This is a genomic window from Brevundimonas sp. FG8 (genome assembly GCF_057808845.1).
Genome location: NZ_JBMDIU010000004.1, coordinates 68086 through 83508 on the forward strand (window position 1 = coordinate 68086; position 15423 = coordinate 83508).

Annotated in this window: 13 protein-coding genes; 10 read left to right on the forward strand and 3 right to left on the reverse strand. The window is 67.0% G+C overall.

What is annotated here, in order from left to right:
* Nucleotides 1-94 precede the first annotated feature (94 nt).
* Together ACODRV_RS09225 and ACODRV_RS09230 are read left to right on the forward strand one after the other, a co-directional pair.
* Nucleotides 95-760, forward strand: coding sequence for a hypothetical protein (locus ACODRV_RS09225; RefSeq protein ID WP_488908120.1), 666 nt, complete (start codon nt 95-97; stop codon nt 758-760).
* Between the two features lie 230 nt (nt 761-990).
* Nucleotides 991-3177 (forward strand): S9 family peptidase, encoded by a 2187-nt coding sequence (locus ACODRV_RS09230; RefSeq protein WP_488908121.1) that lies wholly within the window; start codon nt 991-993, stop codon nt 3175-3177.
* Between the two features lie 24 nt (nt 3178-3201).
* Here the strand turns inward: ACODRV_RS09230 and ACODRV_RS09235 are convergent, their stop codons facing one another.
* Nucleotides 3202-3648: a DUF1036 domain-containing protein gene (locus ACODRV_RS09235; RefSeq protein WP_488908122.1), complete on the reverse strand. Its 447-nt coding sequence runs from the start codon at nt 3646-3648 to the stop codon at nt 3202-3204.
* A gap of 84 nt (nt 3649-3732) precedes the next feature.
* On the opposite strand from ACODRV_RS09235, the gene ACODRV_RS09240 reads away from it, so the two are divergent.
* From ACODRV_RS09240 to ACODRV_RS09250, 3 genes are all read left to right on the forward strand, one after another.
* A complete protein-coding gene (locus ACODRV_RS09240) occupies nt 3733-4272 on the forward strand; it encodes a GNAT family N-acetyltransferase (protein ID WP_240811615.1) in 540 nt (179 codons plus the stop codon).
* A gap of 41 nt (nt 4273-4313) precedes the next feature.
* Nucleotides 4314-4661, forward strand: coding sequence for a hypothetical protein (locus tag ACODRV_RS09245; RefSeq protein WP_488908123.1), 348 nt, complete (start codon nt 4314-4316; stop codon nt 4659-4661).
* Nucleotides 4662-4723: 62 nt separating this feature from the next.
* Nucleotides 4724-6091 carry a hypothetical protein gene (locus ACODRV_RS09250; RefSeq protein WP_488908124.1) on the forward strand — a complete coding sequence of 456 codons (1368 nt, stop codon included), beginning with the start codon at nt 4724-4726 and terminating at the stop codon, nt 6089-6091.
* 203 nt (nt 6092-6294) lie between these two features.
* Here ACODRV_RS09250 and ACODRV_RS09255 read toward each other — a convergent pair whose 3' ends face one another.
* Complete coding sequence (locus ACODRV_RS09255) at nt 6295-6750, reverse strand: response regulator (protein ID WP_488908125.1); 456 nt, start codon at nt 6748-6750, stop codon at nt 6295-6297.
* 130 nt (nt 6751-6880) lie between these two features.
* On the opposite strand from ACODRV_RS09255, the gene ACODRV_RS09260 reads away from it, so the two are divergent.
* The 5 genes from ACODRV_RS09260 to ku all read left to right on the forward strand — a co-directional run bounded on the left by ACODRV_RS09260 (nt 6881) and on the right by ku (nt 12783).
* Entirely contained in the window at nt 6881-7483 is a 603-nt protein-coding gene (locus ACODRV_RS09260) for a sensor histidine kinase (protein ID WP_488908126.1), read from the forward strand.
* Nucleotides 7484-7686: 203 nt separating this feature from the next.
* Nucleotides 7687-8802: a glycosyltransferase family 4 protein gene (locus ACODRV_RS09265; RefSeq protein ID WP_488908127.1), complete on the forward strand. Its 1116-nt coding sequence runs from the start codon at nt 7687-7689 to the stop codon at nt 8800-8802.
* A 65-nt stretch (nt 8803-8867) separates the two neighbouring features.
* Complete coding sequence (locus ACODRV_RS09270) at nt 8868-11015, forward strand: amylo-alpha-1,6-glucosidase (protein ID WP_488908128.1); 2148 nt, start codon at nt 8868-8870, stop codon at nt 11013-11015.
* A gap of 96 nt (nt 11016-11111) precedes the next feature.
* Nucleotides 11112-11696 carry a DUF4142 domain-containing protein gene (locus tag ACODRV_RS09275; protein ID WP_488908129.1) on the forward strand — a complete coding sequence of 195 codons (585 nt, stop codon included), beginning with the start codon at nt 11112-11114 and terminating at the stop codon, nt 11694-11696.
* Nucleotides 11697-11895: 199 nt separating this feature from the next.
* Complete coding sequence (gene ku, locus ACODRV_RS09280; RefSeq protein WP_488908130.1) at nt 11896-12783, forward strand: non-homologous end joining protein Ku; 888 nt, start codon at nt 11896-11898, stop codon at nt 12781-12783.
* 3 nt (nt 12784-12786) lie between these two features.
* Here the strand turns inward: ku and ligD are convergent, their stop codons facing one another.
* A complete protein-coding gene (gene ligD, locus ACODRV_RS09285) occupies nt 12787-15372 on the reverse strand; it encodes a DNA ligase D (protein ID WP_488908131.1) in 2586 nt (861 codons plus the stop codon).
* Nucleotides 15373-15423: the final 51 nt, after the last annotated feature.

Here is a 15423-nt window from a genome sequence, read left to right on the forward strand (position 1 = left end):
GCGGCGCGGGGTTCTCGGCCTTCGCCGGGATGAGATTCGCTGTTGAAGGCTGCATACGTCCAAAACTGACGTATCGCCGTTCTACGCTGCTCCCATGACCCGGGAACACACACACCGCACCGACCAGACATGGGACGCCGCCCGCGAGGCCTATCTCGGCGGACTGGCCGCCGAGATCGTCTGCGAACGCTTCCACCTGAACCTCAACACCTTCCGCCACCGCGCCCGCAAGGAGAAGTGGCGGCGCTGCGATCAGCCCGATCCGCAGCCCTTCGAGGATGTCGCCACCGAGGCCCTGCCCCTCCCCGACATGGAGGAGACCTTCCGCATCGCTTCCGCCCGGGTCACCCACGCCGTTCAGCAGGGCCGGATCGAGGAAGCGCTGAAGTGGGGCCGGATCATGAATCTGGCGCTGCGGGACCGCGACGTCCGCTCCCGGCTGGAGGTTCGCGCCGCCGAGATCGAGCGCCGCATGCAGATGAAGGGCGCCGTCACCGCCATGCGCGGCCTGCACAACGCCTGGGCCGACTATCACCGGACGGTCCGCCACGATCTCGACGCCCGTGAGGCCGCCGTCGAGGCGCGCGAAACGGCGGCTCCGCCCGCCCCTCCGCCGCCCCTTCCGCCCACGGAGGCGTTGCACGAATTACACTCTTCACACCCGGTTTTCGTCACGGCCGACGCCCCGCGCCCCGATCCCCCGCCCGAAACCCGCGCCGACCGCCGCCGGGCGCTCCGCGAAGCGCGAAGGCGGCCCTGAATCAGGTCGAGACGCGATGAGTAAGGTCCGGCTTCGTCGGAAGCCCTCCCTTCGACGGGGAGGGTTGGGAGCCTCCCGCGAGCCTCTCCGTCACACCGGGCCCGCACCCCCAATCCCCGACCCTTCCCTCATCGAGGGGGAAGGGAGAAGGCACGACATCAACGGACAGACGCCGTTGACCCTCCACGCGACCACGCCCAAGGTCCGCCGTCCAACGGAGAGAGGCCGTCATGAATCGCCGCGAGCTTATCGCCACGTCCGCCGCCGCCCTGACCGCGTCCGCCCTCCCCGCCATGGCGAACGCCAAATCCCCTGCCGGAGCCTCGATGTCCAACGCGCCTGTCCCTCCTGTCGCCAGGAAAATCCCCGTCACCATCGAACAACTCGGCCGCACCCGGACCGACGACTATCAGTGGATGAAGGATGATAACTGGCAGCAGGTCCTGCGCGATCCGTCGATCATCAAGGCCGACGTGAAGGAGCACCTGAACGCCGAGAACGCCTATCGCGAGGCGATGATGCGCTCGACCGAGCCGCTCCAGCAGGAGCTGTTCGAGGAGATGAAGGGCCGCATCAAGGAGGACGACAGCTCCGTCCCCCTGCCCGACGGCCCGTGGGAGTACTACGCCCGCTTCGAGACCGGCCAGCAGCACCCGCTCTACTGCCGTCGCCCCAGGGGCCAAACCACCGGCGAGGTCATCCTTCTGGACGCCAACCAACTGGCCGAAGGCAAGGCCTATTCCTCGGTCGGCGAGACCGCGCACAGCCGTGACCATGCGCTTTTCGCCTATGCCGAGGATGCGCAGGGCTCCGAGGTTTACCGCATCTACGTCAAGGAAATCGCTACCGGCGCCTTCCTTGGCGAGACCATCGAAAGCGCCATGGGCGGCTTCGCCTTCTCGGCCGACGGCCAGTGGATTTTCTGGATCAATCGCGACGACAACGGCCGCTCGGACAAGATCCTGAAGCGCCGCGTTCGCGGCGGCGAAATCACCACCGTCTACGAAGAGCCGGACGACGGCATGTATATGGGGCTGGACCTCAGCTCCGACGACCAATTCATCCTCATCAGCTCCGGCAACGGTGAGCAGACCGAGTACCGCTTCGTCCCCGCCGACCAGCCGGAAGCGACCCCGACCGTCATCGAACCGCGCCGCGAGGCCCTGCGCTATGACGCCGACCACTGGGGCGACCGCTGGGTCATCCGTACCGACGCCGACGGCGCCGTGGACTTCAAGATCGTCACCGCCCCGACCGACGCGCCGGGCCGCGCCAACTGGACCGATCTGGTGCCTTTCACCGAGGGCCGCCTGATCGAGTCGATCGTCCCCTATTCCGGTCATCTGGCGCGGGTCGAGCGCCATGACGCCAACACCCGCATCGTCATCCGCACCCGCGCGGGCGAGGAACACGCCATCGCCGTCGATGAGCCCGCCTATGTGCTCAGCCTTCAGGGCACCTACGAGTACGACAGCCCGATGACCCGGTACGGCTACAACTCGCCGTCCACGCCGAACCAGACTTTCGACTACAATATGGAGACCCGCGAGCGGACCCTGCGCAAGACGCAGGAGGTCCCCTCCGGCCACAACATTGACGACTATGTGGTCGAGCGGCTGAACGCTCCGGCTTCCGACGGCGCCCTGATCCCCGTCACCATCCTGCGCCGCAAGTCGACGCCGGTGGACGGCTCGGCCCCGGTCCTGCTGTACGGCTACGGCTCCTACGGCATTCCGATGGGCGCCGGCTTCAACACCAACCGCCTGTCGCTGGTGGATCGCGGCTTCATCTACGCCATCGCCCACATTCGCGGCGGGTCCGACAAGGGCTGGGGCTGGTTCCTGGCCGCGCGTCGGATGACGAAGAAAAACACCTTCACCGACTTCATCGCCGCCGCCGAGCACCTGATCGAGAAGAACTACGCCCGCGCCGGACACATCGTCACCCACGGCGGTTCCGCCGGCGGCCTCCTGATGGGCGCGATCAACAACATGCGCCCGGACCTCTGGGCCGGGGTCATCGGCGACGTGCCCTTCGTGGACGTTATCAACACCATGTCGGACGTCAGCCTGCCGCTGACCCCGGGCGAATGGCCCGAGTGGGGCGACCCGATCACCGATCCGGCCGCCTACGACTACATGATGAGCTACAGTCCCTATGATCAGGTGGAGCCCAAGGCCTATCCGGCCGTTCTGGCCACCGGCGGCCTGTCGGACCCGCGCGTCACCTACTGGGAGCCGGAAAAGTGGGTCGCCAAGCTGCGTCCGGCCACCACCTCGGGCAAGCCGGTCCTGCTGAAGATCAACATGACCGCGGGCCACTTCAGCTCGTCGGGCCGGTTCGACTATCTGAAGGACATCGCCGTGGTCTACGCCTTCGCCATCTGGTCGATCCGGAAGGGCTGGGAGCAGGTCTGACCGGCTCCCCCCCGCGGCCGGGTCCTACGGATCGAGCGTCCAGGTCCAGGACCCGGGCTCGTCCGCATGAAAAGCCGTGAAGTCGCGGGTGTCCTGACCGTAGGCGCACTCCGTTCCGCTGGTCGAGTAGAAGGTGTAGGGGCCGGGATATTCGACGCACAGGGTGTGGTTGCCCTTCCAGTAGCGGCCCGACCCGTCCGTCGCGTCGGCGTAGAAGTAGAAGTTGGCGTTGTCGGTGGTGACCAGATCGCGACAGGCGCCGTCGGCGACATCGTACCAGCCGCGGTTGATGAACTGGCTCTCGCCGGGCTGGACATAGGAGACCGCCACGGTGGCGTTCCGGCCGCTGCGGTTGCAGACCTTCAGGTCAATGGTCGGACGCCCTCCGGCGCCGGGCTTGGTCTGGGCGTCCGCCGCGACCGGCGCCGACAGGGCGACGGCGGCGGCCAGAAACAGATGGATGGACTTCATGACAGGCTCCCCTCGCGATTTTCCCCCGAACGCTAGCAAGCCGAACGATGTTTTGTCACTGATCAAGCCTGACGAATGAGACCGATGGTTTTCGATATTCGCGACACCCTTGCCGACGACCTGCCCGCGATCACGGCCATCTATGTGGACGAGGTCCTGCACGGCACGGCCACCTTTGAGCTCGATCCGCCGGACGTGGCCGAGATGGCTTCGCGCCGGCAGGCGGTGCAGGCGCTGGACCTGCCCTGGCTCAGCGCCGTCGTGGACGGTCAGGTGGTCGGCTACGCCTACCTCGCGCCCTTCCGCCTGCGCCCCGCCTACCGGTACTGCGTGGAGCTGTCGGTCTATCTGGCGCCGGAGGCCCGGGGTCAGGGCATCGGCCGCGCCCTGATGGAGGCCCTGATCGCCCGCGCCCGCGCCATGGGCCTGCGTCACCTGATCGGGGTCATCGGCGACAGCGCCAACGCGGGCTCCATCGGCCTGCACAAGGCGACCGGCTTCCGTGAGGCCGGCGTCTGGCGCGAAACCGGCTGGAAATTCGACCGCTGGATCGACGTGGTGCTGATGCAGCTGGACCTGAACCCTGACGGCCGCCCACCGGAGAGCCCGGGCCTGCGGCTCTGACGCCGTTGCGACGCAGGGCCGAAGCGACTAGGTCTGCGGTCATGGCCCTTCTGCGGACCCTGCTGATGCTGTGCGGCGCCCTTGCGGTGCTGACGCTCGGCGCCCTGCCCGCTTCGGCGGCCGGGCCCTCGGCGCCCCCGTGCCACGAGATGTCGTCCCAGCCGATGAGCGGCCCAATGCATCACGGGAACGCTTCGACCGGGGCTCCCGACAAGGCCCCGGACAAGGCGATGAAGGTCATGGCCTGCTGCGTCATGTGCGTGGCCGCACCGGCCCCGGCGCCGGTCGCCGCCACCGCCGTCGCCAACGCACCGGACCCGCGCCCCCTGCCCGTCGCCCGCCTCAGCGGCCACGGCCCCGCGCCCGAGCACGGCCCTCCACGCGGCTGATCCCGCCTTCTCGCGCGCCGGTCCTCCGGCGCTGGATCAGACACGTCTTCAAGGAGCCAACCATGGCCCGCATCCTCGCGCCCCTCGCCGGCGCATCCCTGCTCGCGCTCGCGCTTCCGGCCGCCGCACAGCAGCACAACCACCACCCGACCCCCGCGCCGCAAGAGCAAGCGCCCGCCGCCGATCCCCACACCGGTCACGACATGTCCGGAATGGACCACTCCGGTCCTGACATGCCGCAGATGGATCACGCCGCCCACGCCATGACCGGCGCCCTCGGCCCATGGCCGATGACCCGCGAAGCCTCCGGCACCGCATGGCAGCCCGACGCCTCCCAACACGGCGGCCTGCACAGCCAGTGGGGCGACTGGACCTTCATGAGCCACCTCCAGCTCAACCTGGTCCATGACTGGCAGAACGGCCCGCGCGGCGATGAGAAGACCTTCGTCAGCGGCATGGTCATGACCTCGGCCCGTCGCGACTTCTCGGACGGCTCGACCCTCAACCTGCGCGCCATGCTCAGCCCCGACCCCTTCATGGGCAAGGAAGGCTTCCCCCTGCTGCTCGCGGCGGGCGAGACGGCTGACGGGGTCACCCCCCTGGTTGATCGCCAGCACCCGCATGAGCTGGTGATGGAGTTGTCGGCCAGCTACGCCAAGCCGCTGACCGACAAGGACACGGTCTTCGCCTACATCGGCTATCCGGGCGAACCCGCCTTCGGCCCGCCGGCCTTCATGCACCGCATGAGCGCGATGGACAGTCCGGAGGCGCCGATCACCCATCACTGGCTGGACTCGACCCACATCGTCTTCGGCGTCGCCACCCTCGGCTGGGCCCACGATCGGGTGAAGCTGGAGGCCTCGTCCTTCACCGGACGCGAGCCGGACCAGAACCGCTACGACTTCGATCCGCCCGAGTTCGACAGCTGGGCCGTCCGCGCGACCTGGAACCCGACGGAGAACTGGTCCCTGCAGGCTTCCTATGCCGATGTCACCGGGCCGGAGCAGCTCGAGCCGGACGAGAACGACCGCAAGCTCTCGGTCAGCGCCATCCATACGCGCCGGATCGGCGCCGCGGGCTGGTGGTCCTCCACCCTCGCCTGGGGTCGCAAGACCAACGACCATGACGAGAGCAAGGACGGCTGGCTGCTGGAAAGCGCCGTCAGCCCGGACGACCGCTGGACCGTCTTCGCCCGCGTCGAGCGGATCGAGACGGACGAGCTGGTTCCCGGCGTCGGCGGCGGCCACGGCGACCTCCATGTGGTCGGCAAGGCCTCGGTCGGCGCGGTCCACGACTGGCGGCTGGCCGAAAACGTCCGCTTCGGCCTGGGCGCCCTGTACTCCGTCAATCAGGTGCCGGGCGCGCTGGAGCCGGTCTACGGCGGCGATCCCGACGGCGGCATGATCTTCATGCGGCTGAAGGTGCAGTAGCAGGCAGACACGCCGTCAGGGGACCCGTCGCGTCTCCCCTGACGGCGGCTGAAAGGTGATTGGTGGCTAGTGATTAGTGGGTGGCTGGATCAGTCACCTGCGGTCGCCATCTGACCGCAGGCGCCCGCGGCATCGAACCACTAATCACTAGCCACCAATCGCTGGCCGGGCTCCAGCCCCACCAGCCTCGCACGGTCCATCCGTCAGTGCGGCGCGATGTCTTCCGGCGGCGTGGTCAGCCAAGGGGCCAGCCGGAAGCGGCGCGGCGGGACGCCGACCGTGCGGTGCAGGATGAACTGACGGGCGAACTGCACCACGGCGCGGATGGTCTGCTCGTCGAACGGCTTGGACACCGCCCCCAGGGCGCCGGCGAAGCCTTCGGGGATCTGTTCCGGATTGGCGGTCAGGAAGACGACGGCCGTGCCGTACTCGCCCACGATTCTCTGGGCGATCTGCGGACCGGTGAGGCCGTCCAGAAGGTTCACGTCGATCAGGGCCAGATCGGGCCGCTCACGCTCGGAGATGGCGAAGGCGCCCGCCTTGTCCATGGCGCAACCCACGACGTCGCAGCCGGACTCGCCCAGGACGAGTTCCAATTCCATGGCCAGCAAGGCCTGGTCTTCCACGATCATGACCCGAAGGTCGGGCAGGTCGGACACCCTATCTCCCCCAACAATAATCAGACGCATTTACACTGTTGTGTCCGCCAGCGGACATGCCAACGCCCCATTGGCTATTTGGTTCTGTGTGGGGTAAGAATTCCGGCCATTTTCAATCCTCGGGGGAACGATGGCCGCGGCAGCGGAAGACCGGATTGTCGAGCTCCAGAAGCGTTTGCTCGGCGGATATCAGCTGCTCCAGACGCTCGTGGGGATTCGCCTGCGAAGCGTGACCGACCCCCAAAGCGTTCGCCATCTGACATGGCTCAGCGACGTCACCGCCGCCATGGAGCTGATCAGCCGTCGCATGGCCGGCGACGGTCCACTCGACTTCGCCGGCTATCTGGAAGACGTCGCGGCCTTCTGGAGCCGATCCTGCGAGAGCCGCGCGATCCGTATCAACGTTCGCGGACAGGCGACCCTTCTGCCCGACAGCCATCTTCTGCCGCTGGCGATCATCACCCACGAGTTGATCTCGAACGCCAGCCGCCACGCCTTCCCCGGCGACCGGCGCGGTTCGATCGCCGTCGCCTTCTCCCGCGCGGTCGGCGGGGTCAGCCTCGTGGTTCGTGATTCCGGGATCGGAGCCGACGCCATCGAGCCGGGCGAGGGCCTGTCGCTGGTGCAGGGACTGGTCGACCACCTCCGCGGCTCCATGACCATCGAAACCGCCCCCGAAGCCGGCGTCGGCGTCCGCATCCGCCTGCCGCTGGAAGTCGGCCAAACGCACTGACACCACAGGCCTGCGGACAACAAAGCCGCAACCAAGGGCGGGTTCAGAATGCGGGGACAGACACCGAAAGCGTCGGTCAGCCGACATTGCGGCCGCATAACTTACTGACCAGATAGAAAATAACGCCGCTCGCGGAACTTCGCACTTGCGAGAAGGTTGCCGATCCGGACGCCACGCCGGCGCGTGCTCCGGGGAATATCGCCATGAAGATCGCTCAGGTCACCCCTCTGTATGAGGCCGTTCCGCCCAAGCTTTATGGAGGCACCGAGAGGGTGGTCGCGCACCTGACCGACGCCTTGGTGGATCTCGGCCACGACATCACCCTGTTCGCCTCGGCCGAAGCCGAGACCCGGGCGCGGCTGATCCCCGTGCGTGATCAGGCGATCCGGCTGGACCCCGCCCCGCTCAAATCCGATCTGGCCGCCCACATGACCATGCTGGCCGAGGTGCTGAAGCGCGCCGATGACTTCGACGTCATTCACTTCCACACCGACATGATCCACTTCCTGTTCTTCGAACGGTTCGCTGACAAGACCCTGACCACCCTGCACGGCCGACTGGACCTGAAGGATCTGCCCGGCGTTTATGAGCGTTGGCCGCGGTTCGGGCTGGTGTCGATCTCGGACGATCAGCGTCGCCCGCTGCCCTTCGCCAACTGGAAGGCGACGGTGCATCACGGTATGCCGTCGGATCTCTACACTTTCAGTCCGAAGTCGGAAGGTTACCTCGCCTTCCTCGGTCGCATATCTCCCGAGAAGCGCCCCGACCGCGCCATCGAGATCGCCACCAAGCTGGGCAAGCCCCTGAAGATGGCTGCCAAGGTCGATGCGGCGGACAAGGCCTACTGGGAGACGGTCATCAAGCCCATGGTCGATGGCAACGCGCTGGTCGAGTTCATCGGCGAGATCGGCGACCATCAGAAGCCCGCCTTCCTGGGCGGCGCCGAGGCTCTGCTGTTCCCCATCGACTGGCCCGAGCCCTTCGGCCTGGTGATGATCGAAGCCATGGCCTGCGGCACACCCGTCATCGCCTTCCGCTGTGGCTCGACACCGGAAGTGATCGAGGACGGCCAGACCGGTTTCCTCGTCGAGACTATGGAACAGGCCGTCGCCGCCGCGAGCCGCGCTCACCTGCTGGACCGCGAGGCCATCCGCGCCCGGTTCGAACTGCGTTTCTCGGCCACGGCGATGGCCCGTCGCTATCTGGACGTCTATGGCGATCTGCTGGCCCGCCGTCCATTCGCCGAGGCGCCGTTGACGGAGGTGGTCACGCCTTTGCGGCTGCTCGAGGAAGATCGCAGTTTCGCGGCCATCGCCTGAACCCGCTTCCGCCATCAAGCGTTCGCATTTGCGAGACAGCCTGACCGGCATCGAAGGGAGCCCTCATGGACGACGCCTATTCGGTGCAGACCACAGCCGCTGACAGCGGCGAGGTAGACGGCCTCGAGCAGTTGATGGCGCTGAAGGACGCCGACACCTTTTGTGTCGCGGACCACTGGGGCGACCTGAAGGGCGGGGCCGATGGTCTTTTCGACCATGACACCCGCCTGCTGTCCCGCTTCGTCATGACCGTGGGCGGGACCCGACCGTCGCGCCTGAGCTCAGGCGTCAGTCAGGACAACGTCTTCTTCATCTGCCACACCACCAACCGCCCCCTTCCCCCGATGGGCGGGCGCTCGGCCCCGGCGGGCGTGCTGCACATCGAGCGGCGGCGGTTCATCCGTGATCGCCGACTGTTCGAGCGCGTGCGACTGGTGAACCACGGCGTCGAGGACGTGCTGTTGCCGCTTTCGTTCGACTTCGCCGCCGACTTCGCCGACATCTTTCAGGTGCGCGGCACACCCCGCCTGAAACACGGGACCATCGCGCCGCCCACCACCGACGGGCGTCGGGTCAGCTTCAGCTACACCGGTCTGGACAACGTCCGGCGCAACGCCTGTCTGGCCTTCTCCGAGCCGCCGGCCCGGCTGACGGGATCAAAGGCCGACTTCATGTTCAGCCTGCCGAAGGGCAAGCGGATCGATCTCTATATCGAGTGCGGGCCCGACCGCTGTGAACAGCCGGACGAGACACGCTTCCGCCTGAACGCCATCGAGGCGCGCCTGTCCATGCGTCGCCGGCGTCGCCGGGGCGCCTCGCTGCGCGGACCGCGCAGCCCGCGCTTCAACGATTGGCTGGACCAAAGCCGCGCCGATGTGGCCCTTCTGACCACCGACCTGCCGACTGGTCCCTACCCCTACGCGGGCGTGCCCTGGTTCTCGACTCCGTTCGGGCGCGACGGAATCATCACCGCCTGGCAGATGCTGTGGCTCGATCCGTCACTGGCTCGGGGCGTTCTGACCTACCTGGCCGGCCGGCAGGCGACAGAGGTCTCGGCATTCCAGGACAGCGCGCCCGGCAAGATCATGCACGAGACCCGCGGCGGCGAGATGAGCGCGCTCGGCGAGGTGCCGTTCGGCCTGTACTACGGCGGCGTCGACACAACCTGCCTGTTCGTGGCGCTGGCGGGCGCCTACGCCCGGCGCACCGGCGACTTCAGGCTGATCCGCGAACTGTGGCCCAATCTGCTGGCGGCCACGCGCTGGATGACCGACTACGGCGACATCCGGAAAGACGGGCTGATCAGCTACCAGCGCGGCGCCGATAGCGGTTTGTCCAATCAGGGCTGGAAGGACTCCGAGGACTCCATCTTCCACGCCGACGGTCGCTTCCCCAAGGGCCCGATCGCCCTGCTGGAGGTTCAGGGCTACGCCTTCGCCGCCTGGCGGGCGATGGCCGATCTGGCGGGCCTGCTGGGAGATGACGGTCAGGCGGAATGGGCCGCACACGCCGAGGCGACCCGCGCGCTGGTCGAGGACAGGTTCTGGATGGAAGACGAGGGCTTCTACGCCATCGCGCTGGACGGCGACGGCGAACAGTGCCGCGCCATCGGCTCCAACGCCGGCCACCTGATGTTCACCGGCCTGCCGTCGCGCGAGCGGGCGCTGAAGGTGACGAAGCGGATGCTGTCGGCGGAGTTCCGCTCGGGCTGGGGCGTGCGGACGCTGGCGACCGGCCAGGCCCGGTTCAACCCGATGAGCTATCACGACGGCTCGGTCTGGCCTCACGACACCGCCATGGCGGCGGCGGGCATGGCGCGATATGGCGAACGTCGCGCTGTCGCCCTGCTGTTGAACGAAATCTACGCTGCGGCCAGCCATTTCCGGATGCGATTGCCGGAGCTTTTCTGTGGCTTCGAGCGCATGACCGGAGAGCCGCCCATCGCCTATCCGGTGGCTTGCCTGCCGCAGGCCTGGGCCGCGGGATCGGTCTTCCTGATGCTGCAGTCCGCGCTTGGAGTGAACATCGATGCGGTCGAGGGGGTCGTCGAAATTGAGGATCCCGTCCTGCCCGCGGGCATTGATCGGCTGAACGTGACAGGTCTTCAGGTGGGCGACGGGCGCGTCGACCTCGCCTTCCAGCTGATGGGAACCCGCACTGTCGTCATGCCCCACCGCCGCGACGGCGGCCTGAAGGTGCGGACGCTCGGCTGACGTCTGCGCATCACTGTCAGCGCCCTGCGGTATCACCTCCGGAAACGGAACCCCTCGCCTCCCCACCGATTGCGAAGGTCCACAAGGGAGGTTTCCATGAAACGCATACTCATCCTTTCCGTCGGCGCCCTCGCGCTGACTGTCGCCGCCTGCCAGCAGGAAAGCGGCGGCGCGTCTGACCAGCAAAACCAGGCGGTGAACGCCGCCCAGGACACGACCGCCGGCGTCGTCGGAAGCGTCGCCGGGCCAATGGGCGCCATGACGTCCGCATCCTTCGTGAGCAACGCCGCCATCGGCGGCATGTATGAGGTCGAGGCCGGCCGCATCGCGGCGCAGCGATCGACCAATCCCCGCATCAAGGCGCTCGGCGAGAAAATGGTGGCTGACCACACCAAGGCCGGAGACGCGCTCAAACCCATCGCGGCGGCGGCGAACCTGACCGTCCCCACGGCGCTGGATCAACGCCATCAGGGCCTGATCGACAACCTTCGCGGCGCCAGCGATCAGGACTTTGACCGTGTCTACCTCCAGCAACAGGAGGCCGCCCACAACGAGACCGCCATGCTGCTCGAGAACTATGGCCGGATGGGCGACAACGACGCCTTGAAGGCGTGGGCGGCGGAGACCCTGCCGGTCGTCAAGGGCCATCAGGGCATGGTCGACCAGGCTGGACGAGGCTGACGCCGACGCCGCCCGCTGATCAGCGACCGGCGGTCGGAACCCAAGCCGATCCCGCCGGTTTGTCGGATGAGCAGAACAAGGCTCACTCTTGAAAGGAACCCCGGTTCGCATGCCCCTCGAACCGGGGTTTCGATTCTTGCGTCCTGCAACGCCTCCGGGCGGCCGACGTTAGGGTCTCGACAATCGACGGAGCAGAGCCATGGTCGCCCGCCCCACTTGGCAAGGACATCTGAAGCTGTCGCTCGTCAGCTGCCCCGTGGCGCTCTACACCGCCACGACCAGTGCGAACGACGTGCGCTTCCATTTGATCAATCCCGAGACCAACAACCGCATCCGCATGGTCCCGACCGACCCGGACGCCGGTCCCGTCGAACGCGCCGATCTGGTGAAGGGCTATGAGGTGTCTAAGGACGAGTATGTCCTGTTCGACGACGCCGATTTCGAAAAGGTGAAGCTGGAGAGCACCAAGGCCATCTCCATCGACAAGTTCGTGGACGAAGCCGATATCGACCGCCTGTATTGGGCCGATCCCTATTTCGTAATGCCTGAGAAGGGCGCCGGGATCGAAGCCTTCGTGGTCATACGCGACGCGATGAAGAAGCAGGGCAAGGTGGCGCTGGGCTCCCTGGTTCTGCGCGGCAAGGAACGACAGCTGGCGCTGGAAGTCCGTGACAAGGGGCTCGTCGCCTGGACACTGCGCGCCCATGACGAGGTGCGCGACGCCGGAGACTATTTCGACGACATTCCAAAGGTGGAGGCGGACACCGACATGGTCGAGATCGCCACACGCATTATCAGTCAGAAGGAGGCGGACTTCGACCCGGCCACCTTCAAGGACCGATACGACGACGCCCTGAAGGCTCTGATCAAGTCCAAGACCAAGGGCGGCAAGCATCTGGTCGAGGCGCCCGAGCCCGAGGACACCAATGTCATCGACCTGATGGCGGCTCTCAGGAACAGCCTGAAGGGCTCTGCCACGTCCGCGAAGAAGACCCCGACCAAGGCTTCAGCGAAGAAGCCCGCCGCGAAGGCGGCCACGAAGAAGGCCCCCGCGAAGAAGCCGGCCTCTCGCAAAAAGGCCGCCTGAGGCTCAGTCCACGCCGAGCGTCTTCAACAGGGGTCGCAGGGAAGCCTCGGCCTTGCGGAAGTCCGTCCACGGGTCCGGCTTCTTGAGTAGGGCCGCCGCGTCGTGCAGGGTGAAGACGCGCGGATCGAGTCCCTTTCGAACCTGCCCCCAGGACAGGGGAAAGGCGATACCGGCGCCTGGCCGTGCGCGCGGAGACCAAGGCGCGACAGCCGTCGCCATCCGCCCGTTGCGCAGATAGTCGATGAAGATCTTCCCGCCCCGCGCCTTCTTGGCGAGGGTTGTCGTGAAACGGTCGGGATCATCCCGGCGGATGTCCTCCGAGACGGCTTTGGCGAAGGCCTTGCACTGGTCCCACTCCACCCGGCTGCGCCCGTCCGAACGGATGGGGACCACGACATGCAGTCCCTTGCCGCCGGTCGTCTTCACAAAGGGCGTAAGGCCGAGGGTCTCCAGCTTCGCCTTCACCACCTTCGCGCCGGCGATGACGTCGTCAAAGTCGAGGCCCTCGTCCGGATCGAGGTCGAAGGTGACCTGTTCGGGCGTGTCCGGATCGCCCGGGCGACAGCCCCAAGGATGCAGCTCCAGACCACCGGCCTGACCGATAGCGACCAGACCACCGACGTCCTCCACGCCGACATAGGGCTTGCGCTCTTTCACGTCGATCAGCTTCAGCCGCGGATTTGAACCGGGCATGGCGTGGCGCTGGAAGAACCTTTGGCCCTCGATACCGTCCGGTGCGCGGACAATGGAGACGGGGCGGTCGGCCACGTAAGGCAGGATGCGGTCGGCGACCCTCTCATAGTAGCGGGCCAGATCGGCCTTGGTGATCGCCGGGCGCCCGTCGAAAGAGGGCCACAGCACCTTGTCGGGGCTGGAGATCGTCACGCCGGCGACCACCAACCGGCCTTTCGTCGTCGCCGCGCCCGGCACGCGTATTGAGGCCGTCTTTTCGCTCGCCTTCGGTTTCGCAGGAGCTTGGGGTTGCTCCGTCACCTCGGCGGCAGGCTTGTCCTGTCGCAAGCCCTTGAACGCCGCCTGCCGCAGCGTGCCGCTGTCCGTGTAGCCGCCGTGCTCGATCTCGGCGACCAGCACCGGCTTGACCCAGTGGACGGTATGCGGCCCGGCGCGGCGTTTGGGGGCCTCCTTGCCGATGAAGGGACTCTCGTCGGCGGCGACCGCCTTCAGCGCCGGCTCCAGCGTCTTCAGAACGGCGGCGGGATAGCCGGTCCCGACCCGGCCCAGATGACGCAGGCCGTTCCGCTCCCGCACCCCCACGATCAGGGAGCGGAAGCGGTTTCCCTCGGCGGTCCAGCCGCCGATCACCACCTCATCTCCGCCCCGGCATTTGGACTTCACCCAGCTCGACGACCGACCCTCCCGGTAGGAGGCGTCCAGTTTCTTGGAAATGACGCCTTCCAGATCCATTCGACAGGCGCTCTGCAAGACCGCCTGACCGGTCGAGCCGAAGTGATCGACATAGCGGATGCGTCGGCGCGCGGCCTTCGGTATGCGGTCGATCCAGGCCTGCAGCCGCGCCTTGCGGTGCGACAGCGGCAGGTCGCGCAAATCCTCCGGCCCCTCGAACAGCAGGTCGAAAGCGAAGTAGACCAGTGAAGCGGTCTTTTCGTCCGAGATGGCCGTTTGCAGGGCCGAAAAGTCCGGTCGGTGATCGCTGTCCAACGCGCACAGCTCCCCATCGATCACGGCGTCCGGCCAGCGCGCGGCGTCCTCGGCCAGCTCCGGGAATTTCGCGGACCAGTCCAGCCCCTTGCGGGTCCGGACGGTCGCCCGGGCGCCACCTGTAGCGACCTGCATGCGGTAGCCGTCGAACTTGATCTCGTGCACCCAACCTGGCCCGCCCGGCGGATAGTCGACCGGTTTGCACATCTGCAGCGGCACGAAGGCGTGAGGCTTCCTCGCCTTCGCGGTCACGGCCGCCCGCGCCTTGGGCTTGGCCGGACCCTTGCGCGCGACCGGCTTCGACGATGTCCACTGTTTCGCCCCGTCAGCGATCTCGGCGAGGCTGCGGCCCGTGATGACGGAGGCGTCGATCTCCATGTTCGCATCGCCCTCGCCGGGGACGGCCTGCTCATCCTTCTCCTTGATCAGCAGCCAGTTGTTCCGCTTCGACGGCTTGCCGCGATCGGATTTCAGCCGCACCAGCGCCCAGCCGCCCTTCAGCCGCTCGCCGTCCAGCCACATCTTCAGCGAGCCCTTGGCGAAGTCCGCTTCCAGCGTTTCCGGTGCCTGCGGGCTCCAGGTCCCGGCGTCCCACATCTGAACGGTCCCGGCGCCGTAGTTACCCGACGGGATGGTCCCTTCGAAGTCGCCGTAATCCAGCGGATGATCCTCGACCTCGACCGCCAATCGTTTGACCGCCGGATCGCGCGACGGGGCCTTGGTCACCGCCCAGGATTTCAGGACGCCGTCGAACTCAATGCGGAAGTCATAGTGCAGCCGGGTCGCCGCATGTCTTTGGATCAGATAGCGTAGCGGAGCGCCCCTGCCCTTGCGTCCCTTCAGGCCCTTCGGCTCCGGCGTCGCCTCGAACCGGCGCTTCTTTCGATAGGTCTCCAGCTCTCCGCGCATCCGGGTCTTCCTCAAGGGTCAAGGCGGACTCAACGCGGGCGGAGGCGGTTG